The following is a 15,952-nucleotide window of genomic DNA, read 5'->3' as shown; positions in this document are numbered from 1 at the left end:
CGCGGCTGCGCCGGGAACGGGGTTTGCCGGAGAGGGCGGCGGTGCCGCGGGACAGGCAGCGGTTAAACTGCCGGACCGCGTTTCTGAGCTCCCGAGTCCGTTTCCGCATGTCCCGCACCCGCGTCCTCACCGGCATCACCACGTCCGGCACGCCCCACCTCGGCAACTATGTCGGCGCGATCCGGCCGGCGATCGCCGCCAGCCGCGATCCGAACGTGGAGAGCTACTACTTCCTCGCCGATTACCACGCGCTGATCAAGGTCACTGATCCGGCACGCGTGCAGCGCTCGACACTGGAAATCGCCGCGACGTGGCTCGCCTGCGGCCTCGATCCGGAATCGGTGTGGTTCTATCGCCAGAGCGACATCCCGGAGATTCCGGAACTTACCTGGTTTCTCAGCTGCGTCGCCGGCAAGGGCATCCTCAATCGCGCACATGCCTACAAGGCCGCGGTGGACAGGAACCGCGCCGAAGGCGTGGACGACGATGCGGCGATCACCGCGGGCCTCTTCATGTACCCGGTGCTGATGGCCGCCGACATCCTGCTGTTCAACGCGCACAAGGTGCCCGTCGGGCGCGACCAGGTGCAACACATCGAAATGGCGCGCGACTTCGGCCAGCGCTTCAACCATCTCCATGGCGAATATTTCACCTTGCCCGAAGCGGCGATCGAGGAGCACGTGGCGACCTTGCCGGGCCTCGACGGCCGCAAGATGAGCAAGAGCTACGACAACACGATCCCGCTGTTCGTCCCACGCGATCAGCTCAGGAAGCTGATTGCCGGCATCGTCACCGATTCGCGCGCTCCCGGCGAGCCGAAAGATGCGGACACGTCGAACGTATTCCAGCTCTATCAGGCTTTCGCTTCGGCGGGCGAAACCGCGACGATGCGCCAGGCCTTCGCGGAAGGCATTGGTTGGGGCGATGCGAAGCAGAAACTGTTCGAGCGCATCGACTCGGAAATCGCGCCGCAGCGCGAGCAGTACGAAGCATTGATGGCGAAGCCCGCGGAGATCGAAGCCATCCTGCGCGATGGCGCGGCACGCCTGCGCGCGCAGCATGCGACGCCCTTGCTCATGCGCCTGCGCGAAGCGGTGGGTCTGCGCACTCTGTCGAGTGCGGTGTCGTCGGGCAAGGCGAAGAAGGAGAAGAGCGCGGCGCCTGTGTTCAAGCAATACCGTGAGGCCGATGGCCGCTTCTACTTCAAGCTCGTCGATGGCGAGCGCGTGCTGGTACAGAGCATCGGCTTCCCCTCGCCGAAGGATGCGGGGCAGCTGATCGCACGTCTCAGGCGCGACGGTACCAGTGCGCTACGCCACGCCGAAGCCGATGCGCTGCATCTGGGCGACGAGCTGATCGGGCATCTGCACGATGCGGCGGAACTCGCCGATGTCGTGGATGCACTGGCGCAGCTGGCGGAAGAGGCTTGAAGAAGCCTGAAGGGTTTGACGCGATAAGCACCGCCCCTCGGGTCCCTGAGTCATCCATGGTCCATTCCGGCGAAAGCCGGAGTCCTTTTTTGCCCTTGCTTCGGACCTGAGGAAAACAACGCAGAACGGATTCCAGCTTCCGCTGGAATGAAGGCAACGGCAAAACGAACAGCGAAAGCAAAGTGCCGCTCCTTGCCTTCGCGGGGACGACGCATTGGCGAGGCCGCGCTGTGCACGGGCCAACGCGCTTGACTCCACATCCCCACGGCGCAATCGTGATGCGCATGTCCGCACACATTCCGGGGCAAATGAACGAACTGGAAGCCGCACGTCAGGCGGCGCTGGACGCCTACGCCATCGTCGACAGCGGCCCGGAGCAGGCGTTCGACGACATCGTCCGGTTGGCGGTGACGCTTTGCGGGGTGTCGGCGGCATCGATCTCGCTCATCGATCGCGATCGCGTCTGGTTCAAGGCGCAGATCGGCGTCGACCAGTCGCAGGTGCCGCGTGAACTGTCATTGTGCAACCACGCGATCGACCAGCCCGGTCGCACGCTGGTGATCGATGATCTCGATATCGATCCGATTCCCGCCGCCAAGCGGCGCCGGCTGGGCGGAAAGCCGCCACGCTTCTATGCAGGCGCGCCGCTGCTGAGCCCGGATGGCCATCCGCTGGGCACGCTGAGCGTCGCCGACGTGGTGCCGCGGCATCTGACTTCGCAGCAGGTGGAAGGACTCGAACTGCTGGCGCGGCAGACGCAGCATCTGCTGGAACTGCGCCGGCTGATGCTCGAGCAGGGACAGCTGCTGACCGCGCGCGAAGCCGCCGCGCTGCGCGCAGAACAGGCGCGCGCCGAGTTGCAGAAGCGCCACGAGGAACTGCAACAGACCGCCAGTCGCGATCCACTGACGGGCCTGCTCAACCGCGCGGCGATGGAAGTGCTATTAGCGGAAACGCTCGCGCGTGACGCCTCCGAGCAGCCGCCGTACACGCTGTTGCTGCTCGACATCGATCACTTCAAGCAGGTCAATGACGCGCACGGCCATCTCGCCGGCGACCAGGCGCTGCGTGCGGTCGCGGATGCCGTGACGCAGTCCATCCGCAAAAGCGACATCGCGGTGAGGTTCGGCGGCGAGGAGATCGTCGTGTATCTGCCGGGCACTGCGCTCGACGGGGCATCCGAGGTCGCGCATCGCATCCGTGAACGCATCGCGCAGGCGCCACTGTCGTTTTCGATCACCGTATCGATGGGGATCGCCGCCGGCGACCCCGCGCGCGATCGCCCGGAACAGACCTTCGGCCGCGCGGACCAGGCGCTCTATCGCGCCAAGCAGGCCGGCCGCAACCGCGTGGTGATCGACGATACGCCGTTTTTCAGCAGCATCGATCCGGATTGAGCCCTGGCGTCAGGGCCATTCGCGCGGTGGCGTGCCGCGTTCCGGGTGCTTCATCCTGACGATGCAGAAGCGATGGCCGGTCGGTGCCTCCATTACCCACCAGCGCTTCACGAAGGCGATCTTCTTCGCGCCGAGCTGCTCCAGCCGCGCCGCTTCGGCGTCCAGATCGTCGGCTTCGATGTCCAGGTGCACGCGCGAGGGGTGATCGACCTTCTGCACTTCGATGTGCAGATCGCCCGGCGTGTCGCCGAACTGCTGGTACTGCGCGGTGTCGTCGCCTGCATTGCGGTCGGCGATGCTGATGCCGAGCGCGCCACTCCAGAAGTCCGCGGCGGCATCGAGGTCGCCGGTGTTGCAGTCGATGATGAAACCGGCAAGACGGCTGTGGTGGGTCATGGTGCTGCTCCGGAGATCAGTTCGGCGAGGCCATATCGTCGAGCAACGCCTTGAGGAAGCGCGCCGCCTCGCCGCCCGTGCAGGCGCGATGATCGAATGTCAGCGAAATCGGCATGCGCCGATGCACTTCGATCCCGCCGATCACCGCGACCACGTCGTGCGACAGCTTGCCGGCGCCGATGATCGCCACGCATGGCGGCACCACGACCGGTGTCGCGTAACGGCCCGCGAACATGCCGAAGTTCGACAGCGAAATCGTATAGCCGCTCAGTTCGCCGGACGGGATCGTGCGGTCCTCGACCTGCGCGCGCAGGCGCTGGATGCCGGTGCGAATGCCCGCGCCATCGAGCATGTCCGCGTTGCGCAGGGCCGGAACAAACAGGCCGTCATCGGTATCCACCGCGATGCCGATGTCGACATGCGGATGCAGCGTGCGGGTGAGGTTTTCGCCATCGAACCACGCGTTGAGCGCAGGCACGGTCTTGCACGCGCTCACGATCGCGCGGACCAGGCGCGCGGTGATGTCCTGCTTGCCGATCCAGGCGTGCAGGTCGGCGTCGTCGACCAGCGTGGTCGGCACGACCTTGCTGTGCGCGTCGGCCATCACGCGCGCCATGTTGCGGCGCACGCCCTTGAGCTGTTCGGGCTGCCCCGTCGCGGCGACACCCGGCGGCTGCGTGCGCATCGGCTTGCCCGATTGCGACAGCGTGCTGCGCGAAGACGGCGCAGCTGCAGGCGCTGCAGCCGGGGCAGGCGAGGGCGCACGTGCTGCGGGCGCGGCGCCCACCTTGGCACTGCCATCCGCCGCGGCACGCTTCACGTCATCCATCGTCACCACGCCATCCGCGCCGCTCGGGCTTACGCGCGCGATGTCCACGCCGAGCTTGCGCGCCTGCGCGCGCACGGCCGGCATCGCCTTGACGCCACCGACCGCGACGGCGGCCTCGCTGCGTACCGCATCCGAACTCTGCATCGCGCCGACCACCGTGCCGCTGTCCTCGCGCAGGGCTTCGGTCTTCGTTTCCGGTTCCTTTGCGGGCTCGGCATGAGTGCCGCCGCCGTGATGGTGCCCGGTGTCCTGTCCTTCCGCGCGCTGCGGCAGCGACGGATCGACTTCGAATTCCGCGAGCATCTTGCCGGTGACGATCACGTCGCCCGCAGCACCGGCGAGCTTGAGCACCTTGCCCGACACGGGCGACGGCACTTCGACCACGGCTTTGGCGGTTTCCATCGACACCAGCGGCGCGTCGAGCAGGATCGTGTCGCCGGGCTTCACCATCCATTCGACGATGGTGGCATCGGGTAGGCCTTCGCCGAGGTCGGGAAGGAAGAACGTCTTCGTTTCGGCCATGTCAGGTCTCTTCGCTCTGGCTGTCTTCAAGTATCCGGAGCACGCGCGTGGGAATCCATCCGCTCGTGCCTTGCATGTTTTCGGCCCACCACCACCCTGCGAGTTCGTGGTGAAGCAGCAACGTGTCGCCTTCGTCCGCGTCGAGTTCGCGGGTGTCGCAGGGCTGCGTTGCCGTGGCCTCGCCCTCTTCGCGGTCGAAAAGCACCGACGGCATCCAGCCGCCGAGTCCGGTCGCCAGCGATGTCCACACGAACTGCGGCCACTCGCTATCGCGCTCGCCGAGGGTGACGCTGTCGCCAGGTTCGACACGGACCGGCGGACGATCCGGTGCACGATGCGGCGCGATGACCACGGCGCGCTTCATGCCCAGACGTCGTTCGCGGCGGTCAGTTCACCACCGGCTTCGCCGGTATTCACCACGCCGCGCGGCTCGACCAGCAGCACATGGCATTCGTCGTCCGCGCGCGGGCAATGCTCGACGCCGCGCGGCACGACGATCATTTCGCCTGCCTGCACGTTTACTTCACGATCGCGGAAACCCATGCACAGCGTGCCGGCGAGCACGATGAACGTTTCATCGGTATCCGCGTGCGAATGCCAGACGAACTCGCCCTGTAGCTTGACGAGCTTGAACTGGTAATCGTTCATTTCGGCGATCACCCGCGGCGACCACGGCTCGGCGAAGGTGCCGAGCTTGCCCGCGAAGTTGATCGCTTCAATTGTCATCGCCGTCAGCCCGCCGCCATCGTGCGCTTCGCTGCGGCCACGATGCGGTCCACGCTCGGCAGGTACTTCATCTCCAGGCGGAACAGCGGGATGTGCGTGTCGTAACCGGTGACGCGCTCGACCGGCGCGAGCAGGTCGTACATCGACTCCTCGGCCAGGCGCGCGGCGATTTCCGCACCGAAGCCGGCGGTCTTCGGCGCCTCGTGCACGATCACGCAGCGGCCGGTACGGCTCACCGACTCCGCGATCGTCGCGAAGTCGAGCGGACGCAGCGTGGCAACGTCGATCACTTCGGCGCTGATGCCTTCGCCCGCGAGCTTTTCGGCGGCTTCCAGCGTTTCCTTCACCTGCGCGCCCCACGTCACCAGCGTGATGTCGCTGCCGTCGCGCAGCACGTAGCACACGTCGAGCGGCAGCGCCTCGCCGTCGTCGGGCACGAGTTCCTTGTACTGGCGATAGATGCGCTTGGGTTCGAAGAAGATCACGGGGTCCGGATCGCGGATCGCCGACAGCAACATGCCGTAGGCGCGCGCAGGCGAAGAGGGCATCACGACGCGCAGGCCGGGCACGTTGGTGAAGATCGCTTCGTTCGCCTCGCTGTGGTGTTCCGGCGCGCGGATGCCGCCGCCCCAGGGCACGCGCAGCACCATCGGGCAATGCAGGCGGCCGCGCGTGCGGTAGCGCATGCGCGCGGCGTGGCAGACGATGAAGTCGACCATCGGGTACATGAAGCCGTCGAACTGCGCTTCGGCGACCGGCTTCATCCCTTGCGAAGCCATGCCGACAGTGAGGCCGGCGATCGTCGTCTCGTCGAGCGGCGTGTCGAGCACGCGTTCCGGTCCGAACTTCTGCTGCAGGCCGGCGGTCGCGCGGAACACGCCGCCGTTGACGCCGACGTCTTCGCCCAGCACCACCACGGATTCGTCGTTGCGCATCTCGTAGGCGAGCGCCTGCGTTATCGCTTCGATCAGGGTGATGGGGGTGGTGGTCGCGGTGGCGTTGTCGATCTTGGGCATGGTGTCGGCCTTGTTCACGCGCGGCCCTCCAGTGCGAGCGCAGCGGCACGTTGTTCGGCAACGTCCGGTGGCATGTCGGCGTAGAGATAGTCGAACATCGCTTCGACCGGCTGCACGGGCGTGTTGAGGTATGCGTTGATTTCCTCGTCGACGCGCTTGCCGCATTCGTCCGCCCAGATCTTTTCTTCGGCTTCGCTCCACAGGCCCTGCGCGGTGAGGAAGGTGCGCAGGCGCGGAATCGGATCGCGCGCCCAGGCGGCCTTCACTTCCTCGTCGGCGCGATAACGGCGCGCGTCGTCGGCAGTGGTGTGGTCGTGCAGGCGGTAGGTGAGGAATTCGATGACGCTGCCGCCTTCGCCGTTGCGTGCGCGTTCGGTGGCGCGGCGCATGCCTTCCATCACCGCGAACAGATCGTTGCCGTCGACCTGCAGGCAGTACAAGCCACCCGCGAGACCCTTCTGCGCAAGCGTCTTCGCGCCGGTCTGCGAGGCGCGCGGTACCGAGATCGCCCAGCCGTTGTTGATCACGCATAGCACCAGCGGCGAGGTATAGGCGCCGGCCGAATTCAATGCGGCATAGAAGTCGGTCTTGGACGAGCCGCCGTCGCCGCAGCATGCGACGGCGATGCGCTTCTCCTTGCGCAGCTTGAACGACAGCGCCGCGCCCGCGGCCATCAAGCACTGCGTGGAGATCGGGACGCACCACGGGTAGTCGTGTTTCGGGCCGGAGAAGTCGTTGCCGCGTTCGTCGCCACCCCAGTACAGCAGCACCTCGCGCGGCAGCACGCCGCGCATGAACTGCGCGCCGTATTCGCGGTAGCTGGGTGCGAAGACATCTTCGGGTCGCGTCGACGCGCCGATGCCGACGTGCGTCGCTTCATGGCCCAGGCTCGAGGCGTAGGTGCCGAGCTTGCCGGTGCGCTGCAGGGCGATCGCCTTGGTGTCGAACACGCGCACGAACAGCATCTGCTTGAACAGCGGAACCAGTGCCTTCGGGTCGTTGAAGGCGGGCGGCAATTCGGCGACGAGCGTGCCATCCGTTCCGAGGTATTGCAGGTATTCGATTTCGTACGTGGCGGCAATGTTCCTGGTTGGTGCGTCAGTCATCGCAGATCCTTCACCGAGCTCTTCAATTAACCCGGGAATGATAACCGTCGCGTGTAAATAGCCCGTTGCGCATTGCGGCAAGACGGGGGCGCACGCAATCACGCGCAAACGGAAAGCGCGGCCGGAGCCGCGCTTTCTGCACTTGCCTGCATGTACATCCTTGGCTTAGGGGACGCCGACGATCCGGTTGCTGTAGCTCGCTGAATTGTCGGCCGGAGTGGTTTCGAGCGATGCCGAATCCGCCATTGCCGTGAGAGTGAGGAAACCGGTGCTGTCCGGACGCGATGGAACGTTCACCACGACGTCGAAGTGCTGGTTCACGTCGATCGCCAGGAGCGCCGTCGCGCCGCACACGGCTTCGAAACGCCCGGTTCCATCCGGCTGGACCGTGCAGTCCCAGCCGGCCGGTGCATGGATCGAAACGGTTGTCGCCGGCGCATCGCCGCGCAGCGTCATCGTCGCCTGCTTCGCGGTGTACGGACCGGCATTGCCGAGGTTGACCGCGAACGGTGCGAAATCGCCGTAGTGCAGCTTCTTCGCCGGTCCGGTGATGCGCACCGACAGGTCGACGCGTGCCGCGATCTCGAGCGAAGCCGACGCAGCGTCGTTGCCCGGCTGGTGGTCGAGCGAGAGCGCATCCACCGCCGCGGCCAGCGACACCGTGGCGTGCGCCGATTCCGGCGTGGCAATCGCCGTGATCGCGAACTGCACGTCGCCGTCCTTCGCGAGCGTCGAAGCGTGGCAGGCCACGGACGTGCGGCCCGCATCCACCTGGGCGGTATCGCAGTTCCAGCCCGCCGGTGCGGCGACGGCCATCGTCGGCAGCACCGCATTGAGCGCGAAGCCGACGCCGACCGATTCCGCGGCTTCCGGACCGTTGTTGTGCACGGTCGCGGTAAACGCGAGGGTGCCGTCGACCGGAACCACTGCACTGTTGGCCATCGCCGTGATCGCGAGATCGGCCACCGGACGCGGATCGAAATATGCGATCACCGGATCGTGGTCGGCCATGCGCGTCGGCGTATTCGCATCGCTGCGGTTCGTATCGGTGAAGTCGGCGTTGATGCGCGCGTGGTCGACCGACGCGGCGCGCGTGGTGACGACCAGTTCCTCATTCACCAGCACGTGGTCAAGCGTCTGCGCCTGGCCGTCGAACGAATACGAATAGCGTTCGGACGGCGGCAGCAGTTCGCCGAGGTTGAGCAGGTCGGGATCGACCAGGTCCACGCCGTCGCCCGGCGTGACGGTTTCCTCGTCGGGGACCGGCGTGCCCGCGGTGACGCCCATGATGTCGCCCAGCCCATCGTTGAACGCGAGGGCGTTGAAGTCGCCCAGCACCACGACGCGCGTGGACGGCGACGCGGACTGGATCTTCTGCACTTCGGCGGCGAGGAACTTCGCCTGCTCCAGGCGCTTGCGGCGCGCGCGTTCGCCCGACGCGTCGTCGAGTTCCGTGTCGTTGAACGAACGCTGGTGCACGCCGATCACCGTGATCGGGAACGCGCGGCCATCGTCGTAATTCACCACGGCGTTGAGGATGAGTGGCGGACGATCGTTGAGGTAGCGATCCGGCTCGAAGAACGGATCGGTATCCGGCTGCGACACCGACACCGCTCCCACGCGCGGCTTGCCGCTCGCGACCGGCGCGGACTTCACCAGCACGCCGACGTCGATGCCGCCGATATCGTGGCCTTCGATGAGATGCGCGACGTACTGCGGATCCGGCTGGCCCGCGGCGACGGCATCGGCATTCACCTTCGCGGCCACCGCTTCGAGCACACGGAGGTTCTCGATCTCGATGGCGACGAGGACGTCGGGCGCATGCAGGTAGTCGCGGATGCCCAGCGAGGCCTTGCGCAGGCGCGTGGCGTACGCAGTGGTACTGGCGACGTCATCGTCGACGTTGGCGTCGGCGATCGTGTCGTAGAAACGCTCCATGTTGTACCCGGCGACGGTGAACTCGTTCGCCGAAGGGGCGCGCGCGGCGCGTGGTTGCGGCATCGCCGTCACGTTGATCGGCACCATCGGATCGCGGTGCAGCGTGTAGCGGCCGAAGTCGTAGTCGAGCGGACCAGTGAGGCCTTCGATCACGCTACCGGCCGGCAGGTCGAGCTGGTACGTCGCACCGTTGAGCCCGGCGCTGGCGGCGAGCGTGTCGCTGTCGATGGTGATGATTTCCGGATTGCCGTCCCAGCGTGGGATCGGCGGCGAAGTGCCACCAGCCGGAATCGGATCTAGTACCGAGATGCCCGGTTCGCGGAACGGACGCGCGATGCCGGTGATCACGGCCCGCAGGATGCCGTTGATGCCGCCGGTGGCGTTGTAGGGCGTCTTGAAGCCATCGCTGGCCGCGACCGTGGTCAGGCTGCCGGTGACGCGCATGCCTTCCAGCGCTTCCAGCTGGCCGAAGCCGCCGGCGGGATCCGTCATCTCCGGCGCCAGGGGAACCGGCGAGGGCAGCGCATGGCCGCTCGAAAGCCGCACGACCGACGGGCTGCCGCTGATTTCGGTGATCGGCAGCTGGCCGGGACGCGCGAACTCGACCACCGTGCCGCGCACGCGCACGCGATTGCCGACTGCGGCCTCGGCTGACGGCGCGGCGCCGGTGAACACCAGCACGCCTTCGGAGGTGAACGGATCGGCGTCGGCTTCGGCATCGCTGGCCTGCAGGAAGAAGCCGTTGCCCTTGCGCCCGGTGACGATGCCGATGACGTTGACGAACTGGTTCGCCAGCGGCGAAGTCGCGCCGTTGCCCTGGATGTCGTGGATCGGCGTGATCACGAGGTCGTCGCTGCGGATCGTGCCGATGCCGGTGCCGTCCTCGATCGCGACGCCGGTGACGCCGACCACGTCGACGGCGAACGTTTCGTCGTTCTCCTGCGCGGTGTCGCCGAGCATGTCGACCGAGACGACGACCGAAGTCTCGCCTTCGGGAATGGTCACGCTGGCGGTTGTGGCGGTGTAATCGCTGCCCGCCGTCGCGCTGATGTCGCGCGTGGCGTATTCGATGACCACGCCACCGGCGCCCGCGGGCTTGTTGAGGGTGAAGCTGAAGAACAGCGGCGTGATGCCGGCATCGCCTTCGTCGGCAATGGCATCGCTGATCTTCAGCTTTGGGGGGATCCCGGCGCCGGGCAGGCCGATGATGAAATCGTCGATCGCCAGGCCGTCGTCGGAACTGCTGGCGTCGAAGTCGTTCCAGCGGATCCACAGGATGCCGCCGACGGGCAGGGCCAGCGTCGACAGCGTGCCGCTGATTGCGGCGCGGTTTTCGGCGTCGTTGCCCTTGCGCGCGCCGGCGCTGGTGCCGCTCAGGTTCGGCGTGCTGAAGTCGAGCGCGTTCGCATCGGTCCAGCTGCCATCCGCGAGGCTGGTGGCATTGAGGCTGTACTGGAAGTCGAGGCGGTCGGCGCCGCGAGCGAGCGCGCCCAGGCGCCACTGCTCGCCGATGTAGGCAACGTCGAGGGCATCGATGGTCGCCCCGGTGTTGTTCACGAAGCAGGCGCCGAGCGTCGGCAGCAGCGTACCGCTGCGCAGCGTGCCCAGCGCGCGTTCGCCGGAGGGCGGAGTTCCGCCGGTGCCGAAGCTGTAGGTGTCGCCGGCGGTGCCGCTGCCGTCGCCGGCCGCGTACAGGCCGTTGGCATTGCCACTGGTGCCGGTTTCGCGAATGGCCCAGCCGGCCGGCAAGGTCGAGGACGTGCCGCTCGAGGCGAGCGAGTCGAAGTCCTGCCCATACGCCGGGCCGGTGATGCTGATGCAATCCGCATGCGCGGTGCCCGCGAGGGCCAACGCAAGCAGCGCGGCGATGCCGCGAGCACGTGGTGTCATGGTCTTCCCCGTTGTGTCGATGCACCTGCCCGGCCCAAGGCGGCGCGTTGATTGCCCGGATACGGCGCAATGTGCGGCCATTATCCACGGCTGCGTTGCACGGGCATGACGCAGTGCACACCGCCGGGGCCGCAGGAGCGATGCGGTACCCTTTGCGCCCCGCACAGGCTTCGCCCATGACCGTCGACAAGAACCAGCGCGACCTCGAATCCGGCATCCACACCGACCTGTCCGGACGGATGACCTACGGCGGCTACCTGCAGCTCAACCGCCTGCTGTCGGCGCAGCATCCGCTCTCGGATCCGGCGCACCACGACGAGATGCTCTTCATCGTCCAGCACCAGGTCTCGGAGCTGTGGATGAAGCTGATGATCCACGAGCTGCGTGCGGCGATCGTCTACCTGCGCGCCGACGAGGTCTGGCAGTGCCGCAAGGTGTTGGCGCGCTGCAAGCGTGTGCTCGACCAACTGACCGCTGCGTGGTCGGTGCTGGAGACGCTGACGCCGTCGGAGTACATGGAGTTCCGCGATGTGCTCGGCCCGTCGTCGGGCTTCCAGTCGCTGCAGTACCGCACCATCGAATTCCTGCTGGGCAACAAGAACGCGCAGATGCTCAAGGTGTTTGCGCACGACGAAGCGGGGCACGCCGCGCTGAAGGACGTGCTGGAAGCGCCGAGCCTGTACGACGAGTTCCTCATCTATCTCGCGCGCTGGGGCCATGACGTGCCCGCGACGCAGCGCGAGCGCGACTGGTCGAAGCCGCACGTGTCCGATCCCGCGCTGGTGCACGTGTTCGAACGCATCTACGAGGACACCGGCCGCTATTGGCGCGAGTACTCGCTGTGCGAGGACTTCGTGGACCTCGAAACCCAGTTCCAGCTGTGGCGCTTCCGCCACATGCGCACGGTGCTGCGGATCATCGGCTTCAAGCGCGGCACGGGCGGATCGTCCGGTGTCGGCTTCCTGAAGCAGGCACTGGAGCTCACGTTCTTTCCGGAGCTGTTCGAAGTGCGTACGGCGATCGGACCAGGGGCCAGCTACGGTCCGGGCGGAACCGCTCCGGCGGCCTGAGGCAATCTGCCCGGTGAGCTGACGCGTGTTGGCGACTAGCTGAAAATCCCTTGCTGAACAGGTATTTGCTGCATTGCAGCAGCTCGGCGTGGTTTGACGCGCGCCGCTACCGTCGGTAATCCTCGCCCGTCCCCGCGCACCGCGCCGGGCTTTTCTGATTCAACTTCGACGGGGGAAAACCGCATGAGCGGTGCCGCAAGCACGACAACACCGGGCGCTCCTATCCCGGACTTCAAGCAGGTGATGGGCCATCCGCGTCCGCTGTGGATGCTCTTCATGACCGAGTTCTGGGAGCGCTTCGCGTTCTACGGCATGCGCTGGGCGCTGGCCCTGTACATCGTGGCGCAGTTCTATCACGGCGACAGCGCGGGCGAGGCGCCCGCGAGCCGCTTGTACGGTGCCTACCTGGCGCTGGTGTACGCCGCCGCGTTGTTCGGTGGCTATGTCGCGGACCGGGTGCTCGGCTACCAGCGTTCGATCCTGCTCGGGGCGGTGGTCATGGCCGCGGGCCTCTTCATGATCACGGTGCCCAGTGAGCAGGTGTTCAAGCTCGGCCTGGCGACGGTCATCGCGGGCAACGGCCTGTTCAAGCCGAACATCTCGACCATGGTCGGCAAGCTGTACTCGCCCGAGGACGGCCGCCGCGATTCCGGCTTCACCCTGTTCTACATGGGTATCAATGCCGGTGCGTTCATCGCGCCGATCCTGACCGGCTGGCTGGCCGAGCGCATGTTCGGCGGCTCGCCGGACATGCCGGCGTACAAGGTCGTGTTCATCGCCTCGGGCATCGGCATGATCGTCAGCCTGGTGTGGTTCTGGTTCGGACGCCGCCAGCTGCAGGGCATCGGCCGCCCGCTCGAGGAAGCCACCGGTGGCCAGGGCGACAAGCGCAAGGTGCTGTATGTGCTGGCCGGCGTGCTCGTCTCGATCCCGGTGATCTACTCGCTGCTGGCGATCGACGCCAGCAAGCTGCAGTGGATCCTGAGCGCGCTGTTCGTCGGCCTGTGCGTGCTGATCCTGCGCGAGGGTTTCAGCGAAGGCGCGGTGCAGCGCGACAAGGCGATCGCGATGCTGATCATCTTCGTGTTCAACGTGCTGTTCTGGATGTTCTTCGAACAGGCGGGCAGCTCCTTCAACTTCCTCGCCCAGAACATCGTCGACCGCGACTTCAGCGGCTGGATCTTCCCGGTGGGCTGGTTCCAGTCGGTGAACTCGCTGGCGATCATCACGCTGGCGCCGGTGATCGCCTGGATCTGGGTGCGCATGGGCCGGGCGAATCCGTCGATCCCGCGCAAGTTCGGCCTGGGCATCATTTTCAACGGGCTGGCGTTCCTGCTGCTGATGTTCGCGCTGACGAAGCTGGTCTCGCCGGCGGGACTGATCCCGTTCTGGACGCTCTTCATGGTCTACGTGATCCAGTCGGTGGGCGAGTTGTGCCTGTCGCCGATCGGCCTGTCGATGGTGACGAAGCTGGCTCCGGTGCGGCTCGTCGGCTTCGGCATGGGCGGCTGGTTCCTGTCGACTGCGATCGGCAACAACCTGTCCGGCATCTTCGCCAGCCACGTCAGCGGCGAGACCGGCATGAACGTGCAGTCGGCGCTGTCCGGTTACACCTTCGGCTTCTGGGTGCTGGTCGGATCAGGCGCGTTCCTCTTCCTGATCGCGCCGCTGATCCAGCGGTTGATGCATGGGGTGAAGTGACGATTCCGCCCGGGCCCGCTTTGCGGGCCCAGCATTGCGGAATCGTCATCCCCGCGAAAGCGGGGATCCGGCAAGTTGTTGCGGTTGCTCCTGATTCCAGGCAAAACCAGCCTTCGCCAGTAGTGAAGCGAAAAACGGCGGCCATTATTGGCCGCCGTTTTTGTTTCTCCACGCGCGATCAATCCCGAGGCAAGGGCGTGTCTGGCTCCACGTCCAGCTGCGCCACGCCTTCGTTGAGCTTGCGCAGCAACAGGTCGAGCTGGGTGCGTTCTTCGGCATTGAGCGGCGCGAGCAGGCGGCGTTCGTACTCGAGCGCGACCGGAACTACTTCGTCGTAGATGCCATACCCGTCGCGGCTGAGTTCCAGCACCGAACGGCGGCGGTCGTCGTCATGCGTGTCGCGCTGGAGCAGGCCGCGCTCAAGCAGCCGGGCCACGGTGCGGCTCACGGCTACCTTGTCCATCGCGGTGCGCGCGGCTACGCCGTTCGCCGACAGGCCCGGATACCGGCCAAGCACCGCGATCACCCTCCACTCCGTCACGCCTAATCCGAAACGGCGGGCGTAAGCGCCGGCAATCGTCTGGCTGACCCGGTTCGACAGAATGCTCAGGCGGTACGGCAGGAAGCGGTCCAGTTCCCAGTGGGCGTGTTCGTTCGACGGACCCGATGGAGGGTTGCCCGCGCCTGAAGCACCGGTGGTATCGTGGCTTGTTGTTGGTTTCATATGAAACTATAGTCTTGGAAGCTTCGCCCGCCGATGCGGGTGCCGTTACGTCCCACGTTAACAGGAGTCCTCCGCATGAGCCCCCAGACCGCCTCAACCACCAGCGCCGGTCCCAACCTCGGCATGCAGGTCACCACCTTCGAGAATCCGCTTGGCATCAACGGCTTCGAGTTCGTCGAATTCGCCGCGCCCGCGGGCCAGGGCGAGATGCTGCACGACTACTTCCGCAAGATGGGATTCACCGCGGTGCTGCACCACAAGTCGCGTCCCATCACCGTGTATCGCCAGGGCGGGGTCAACTTCCTGGTGAACGAGGATCCGGACAGCTTCGCGGCGGACTTCGCTGCCAAGCATGGTCCGTGCGCGTGCGGTTTCGCGATCCGTTTCCAGAAGCCGGCGAGCCTCGTGTTCGACACGGTCGTCGGCAACGGCGGCGAAGCGATCACTGGCAAGGCCGACAGCAAGGCGGTCGATGTGCCGGTGGTGAAGGGCATCGGCGACTGCATGCTTTATCTGGTCGACCGCTACGGCGACAACGGCACCGTGTACGAGGACTACCTGCCGGTGCAGGGCGCCGAGCAGAACCCGAAGGGGTTCGGGCTGACCTTCATCGACCATCTCACCCACAACCTCTACTTCGGCAACATGCAGAAGTGGTCGGACTATTACGAGCGTTTGTTCAATTTCCGCGAGATCCGCTATTTCGACATCAAGGGTGCGAAGACCGGCCTGGTGTCGAAGGCGATGACCGCGCCGGACGGCATCGTCCGCATTCCACTCAACGAATCGAGCGATCCGAAGTCGCAGATCAACGAATACCTCGACGCCTACAGGGGCGAGGGGATCCAGCACATCGCGTGCTTCACCGACAACATCTACGGGACGGTGGAAGCCATGCGCGCGCAGGGCGTGGAGTTCCTCGACACGCCCGATACGTATTTCGACGTGATCGACCAGCGCGTGCCGGACCATGGCGAGGACGTGGAGCGCCTGCGCAGGAACAAGATCCTGATCGACGCGGATGCCGAAACCAAGCAGCGCAAGCTGCTGCAGATCTTCACCCAGAACGCGATCGGCCCGATCTTCTTCGAGATCATCCAGCGCAAGGGCAACGAAGGGTTTGGCGAAGGCAACTTCCAGGCGCTGTTCGAGAGCATCGAGCGCGACCAGATGAAGCGCGGCGTGCTGTAATCCAACGGCAATATGC

General features: G+C 66.0%; 13 protein-coding genes. 5 read left to right on the top strand and 8 right to left on the bottom strand.

Going from position 1 to position 15,952, the window contains the following annotated elements:
• Window positions 1-41 precede the first annotated feature (41 nt).
• Window positions 42-1,430 (top strand): tryptophan--tRNA ligase, encoded by a 1,389-nt coding sequence (locus ASD14_RS14250; protein ID WP_343123463.1) that lies wholly within the window; start codon window positions 42-44, stop codon window positions 1,428-1,430.
• 308 nt (window positions 1,431-1,738) lie between these two features.
• Complete coding sequence (locus ASD14_RS14245; protein WP_056135257.1) at window positions 1,739-2,827, top strand: sensor domain-containing diguanylate cyclase; 1,089 nt, start codon at window positions 1,739-1,741, stop codon at window positions 2,825-2,827.
• A 9-nt stretch (window positions 2,828-2,836) separates the two neighbouring features.
• Here the strand turns inward: ASD14_RS14245 and ASD14_RS14240 are convergent, their stop codons facing one another.
• From ASD14_RS14240 to ASD14_RS14210, 7 genes are all read right to left on the bottom strand, one after another.
• A complete protein-coding gene (locus ASD14_RS14240) occupies window positions 2,837-3,223 on the bottom strand; it encodes a VOC family protein (protein WP_056135254.1) in 387 nt (128 codons plus the stop codon).
• A gap of 16 nt (window positions 3,224-3,239) precedes the next feature.
• A complete protein-coding gene (locus tag ASD14_RS14235; protein ID WP_056135251.1) occupies window positions 3,240-4,574 on the bottom strand; it encodes a dihydrolipoamide acetyltransferase family protein in 1,335 nt (444 codons plus the stop codon).
• 1 nt (window position 4,575) lies between these two features.
• Entirely contained in the window at window positions 4,576-4,938 is a 363-nt protein-coding gene (locus ASD14_RS14230) for an SH3 domain-containing protein (RefSeq protein WP_056135247.1), read from the bottom strand.
• Complete coding sequence (locus ASD14_RS14225; RefSeq protein ID WP_056135244.1) at window positions 4,935-5,300, bottom strand: cupin domain-containing protein; 366 nt, start codon at window positions 5,298-5,300, stop codon at window positions 4,935-4,937. Before ASD14_RS14225 ends, ASD14_RS14230 begins: the two co-directional genes overlap by 4 nt.
• 5 nt (window positions 5,301-5,305) lie before the next feature.
• Window positions 5,306-6,316 (bottom strand): alpha-ketoacid dehydrogenase subunit beta, encoded by a 1,011-nt coding sequence (locus ASD14_RS14220; protein ID WP_056135428.1) that lies wholly within the window; start codon window positions 6,314-6,316, stop codon window positions 5,306-5,308.
• Window positions 6,317-6,330: 14 nt separating this feature from the next.
• On the bottom strand, window positions 6,331-7,422 hold the full coding sequence (pdhA, locus tag ASD14_RS14215) for a pyruvate dehydrogenase (acetyl-transferring) E1 component subunit alpha (RefSeq protein ID WP_056135240.1): 1,092 nt from the start codon (window positions 7,420-7,422) through the stop codon (window positions 6,331-6,333).
• Window positions 7,423-7,587: 165 nt separating this feature from the next.
• Window positions 7,588-11,250: a Calx-beta domain-containing protein gene (locus tag ASD14_RS14210; RefSeq protein ID WP_056135237.1), complete on the bottom strand. Its 3,663-nt coding sequence runs from the start codon at window positions 11,248-11,250 to the stop codon at window positions 7,588-7,590.
• A gap of 176 nt (window positions 11,251-11,426) precedes the next feature.
• On the opposite strand from ASD14_RS14210, the gene ASD14_RS14205 reads away from it, so the two are divergent.
• Both ASD14_RS14205 and ASD14_RS14200 read left to right on the top strand, forming a co-directional pair.
• Window positions 11,427-12,320, top strand: coding sequence for a tryptophan 2,3-dioxygenase family protein (locus tag ASD14_RS14205; RefSeq protein ID WP_056135234.1), 894 nt, complete (start codon window positions 11,427-11,429; stop codon window positions 12,318-12,320).
• Between the two features lie 183 nt (window positions 12,321-12,503).
• Window positions 12,504-14,021 (top strand): oligopeptide:H+ symporter, encoded by a 1,518-nt coding sequence (locus ASD14_RS14200; RefSeq protein ID WP_056135232.1) that lies wholly within the window; start codon window positions 12,504-12,506, stop codon window positions 14,019-14,021.
• Between the two features lie 178 nt (window positions 14,022-14,199).
• On the opposite strand, the gene ASD14_RS14195 is transcribed toward ASD14_RS14200, so the two are convergent.
• Window positions 14,200-14,745 (bottom strand): MarR family winged helix-turn-helix transcriptional regulator, encoded by a 546-nt coding sequence (locus ASD14_RS14195; protein WP_082539010.1) that lies wholly within the window; start codon window positions 14,743-14,745, stop codon window positions 14,200-14,202.
• Between the two features lie 75 nt (window positions 14,746-14,820).
• Between ASD14_RS14195 and hppD the strand changes: the two genes are divergently transcribed.
• Window positions 14,821-15,936, top strand: coding sequence for a 4-hydroxyphenylpyruvate dioxygenase (hppD, locus tag ASD14_RS14190; RefSeq protein ID WP_056135229.1), 1,116 nt, complete (start codon window positions 14,821-14,823; stop codon window positions 15,934-15,936).
• The last annotated feature ends 16 nt before the right edge of the window (window positions 15,937-15,952 follow it).

Origin of the sequence: Lysobacter sp. Root494, assembly GCF_001427225.1 — a bacterium.
Lineage (GTDB): Bacteria > Pseudomonadota > Gammaproteobacteria > Xanthomonadales > Xanthomonadaceae > Agrilutibacter.
This window is presented reverse-complemented; position numbering and strand designations above follow the sequence as displayed.

Bases quoted from the DNA above. Each gene is read 5' to 3' on its own strand.
- ASD14_RS14245 (WP_056135257.1), top strand. From the start codon at position 1,739: ATGAACGAACTGGAAGCCGCACGTCAGGCGGCGCTGGACGCCTACGCC.
- ASD14_RS14240 (WP_056135254.1), bottom strand. From the start codon at position 3,223: ATGACCCACCACAGCCGTCTTGCCGGTTTCATCATCGACTGCAACACC.
- ASD14_RS14235 (WP_056135251.1), bottom strand. From the start codon at position 4,574: ATGGCCGAAACGAAGACGTTCTTCCTTCCCGACCTCGGCGAAGGCCTA.
- ASD14_RS14230 (WP_056135247.1), bottom strand. From the start codon at position 4,938: ATGAAGCGCGCCGTGGTCATCGCGCCGCATCGTGCACCGGATCGTCCG.
- ASD14_RS14225 (WP_056135244.1), bottom strand. From the start codon at position 5,300: ATGACAATTGAAGCGATCAACTTCGCGGGCAAGCTCGGCACCTTCGCC.
- ASD14_RS14220 (WP_056135428.1), bottom strand. From the start codon at position 6,316: ATGCCCAAGATCGACAACGCCACCGCGACCACCACCCCCATCACCCTG.
- pdhA (WP_056135240.1), bottom strand. From the start codon at position 7,422: ATGACTGACGCACCAACCAGGAACATTGCCGCCACGTACGAAATCGAA.
- ASD14_RS14210 (WP_056135237.1), bottom strand. From the start codon at position 11,250: ATGACACCACGTGCTCGCGGCATCGCCGCGCTGCTTGCGTTGGCCCTC.
- ASD14_RS14205 (WP_056135234.1), top strand. From the start codon at position 11,427: ATGACCGTCGACAAGAACCAGCGCGACCTCGAATCCGGCATCCACACC.
- ASD14_RS14200 (WP_056135232.1), top strand. From the start codon at position 12,504: ATGAGCGGTGCCGCAAGCACGACAACACCGGGCGCTCCTATCCCGGAC.
- ASD14_RS14195 (WP_082539010.1), bottom strand. From the start codon at position 14,745: ATGAAACCAACAACAAGCCACGATACCACCGGTGCTTCAGGCGCGGGC.
- hppD (WP_056135229.1), top strand. From the start codon at position 14,821: ATGAGCCCCCAGACCGCCTCAACCACCAGCGCCGGTCCCAACCTCGGC.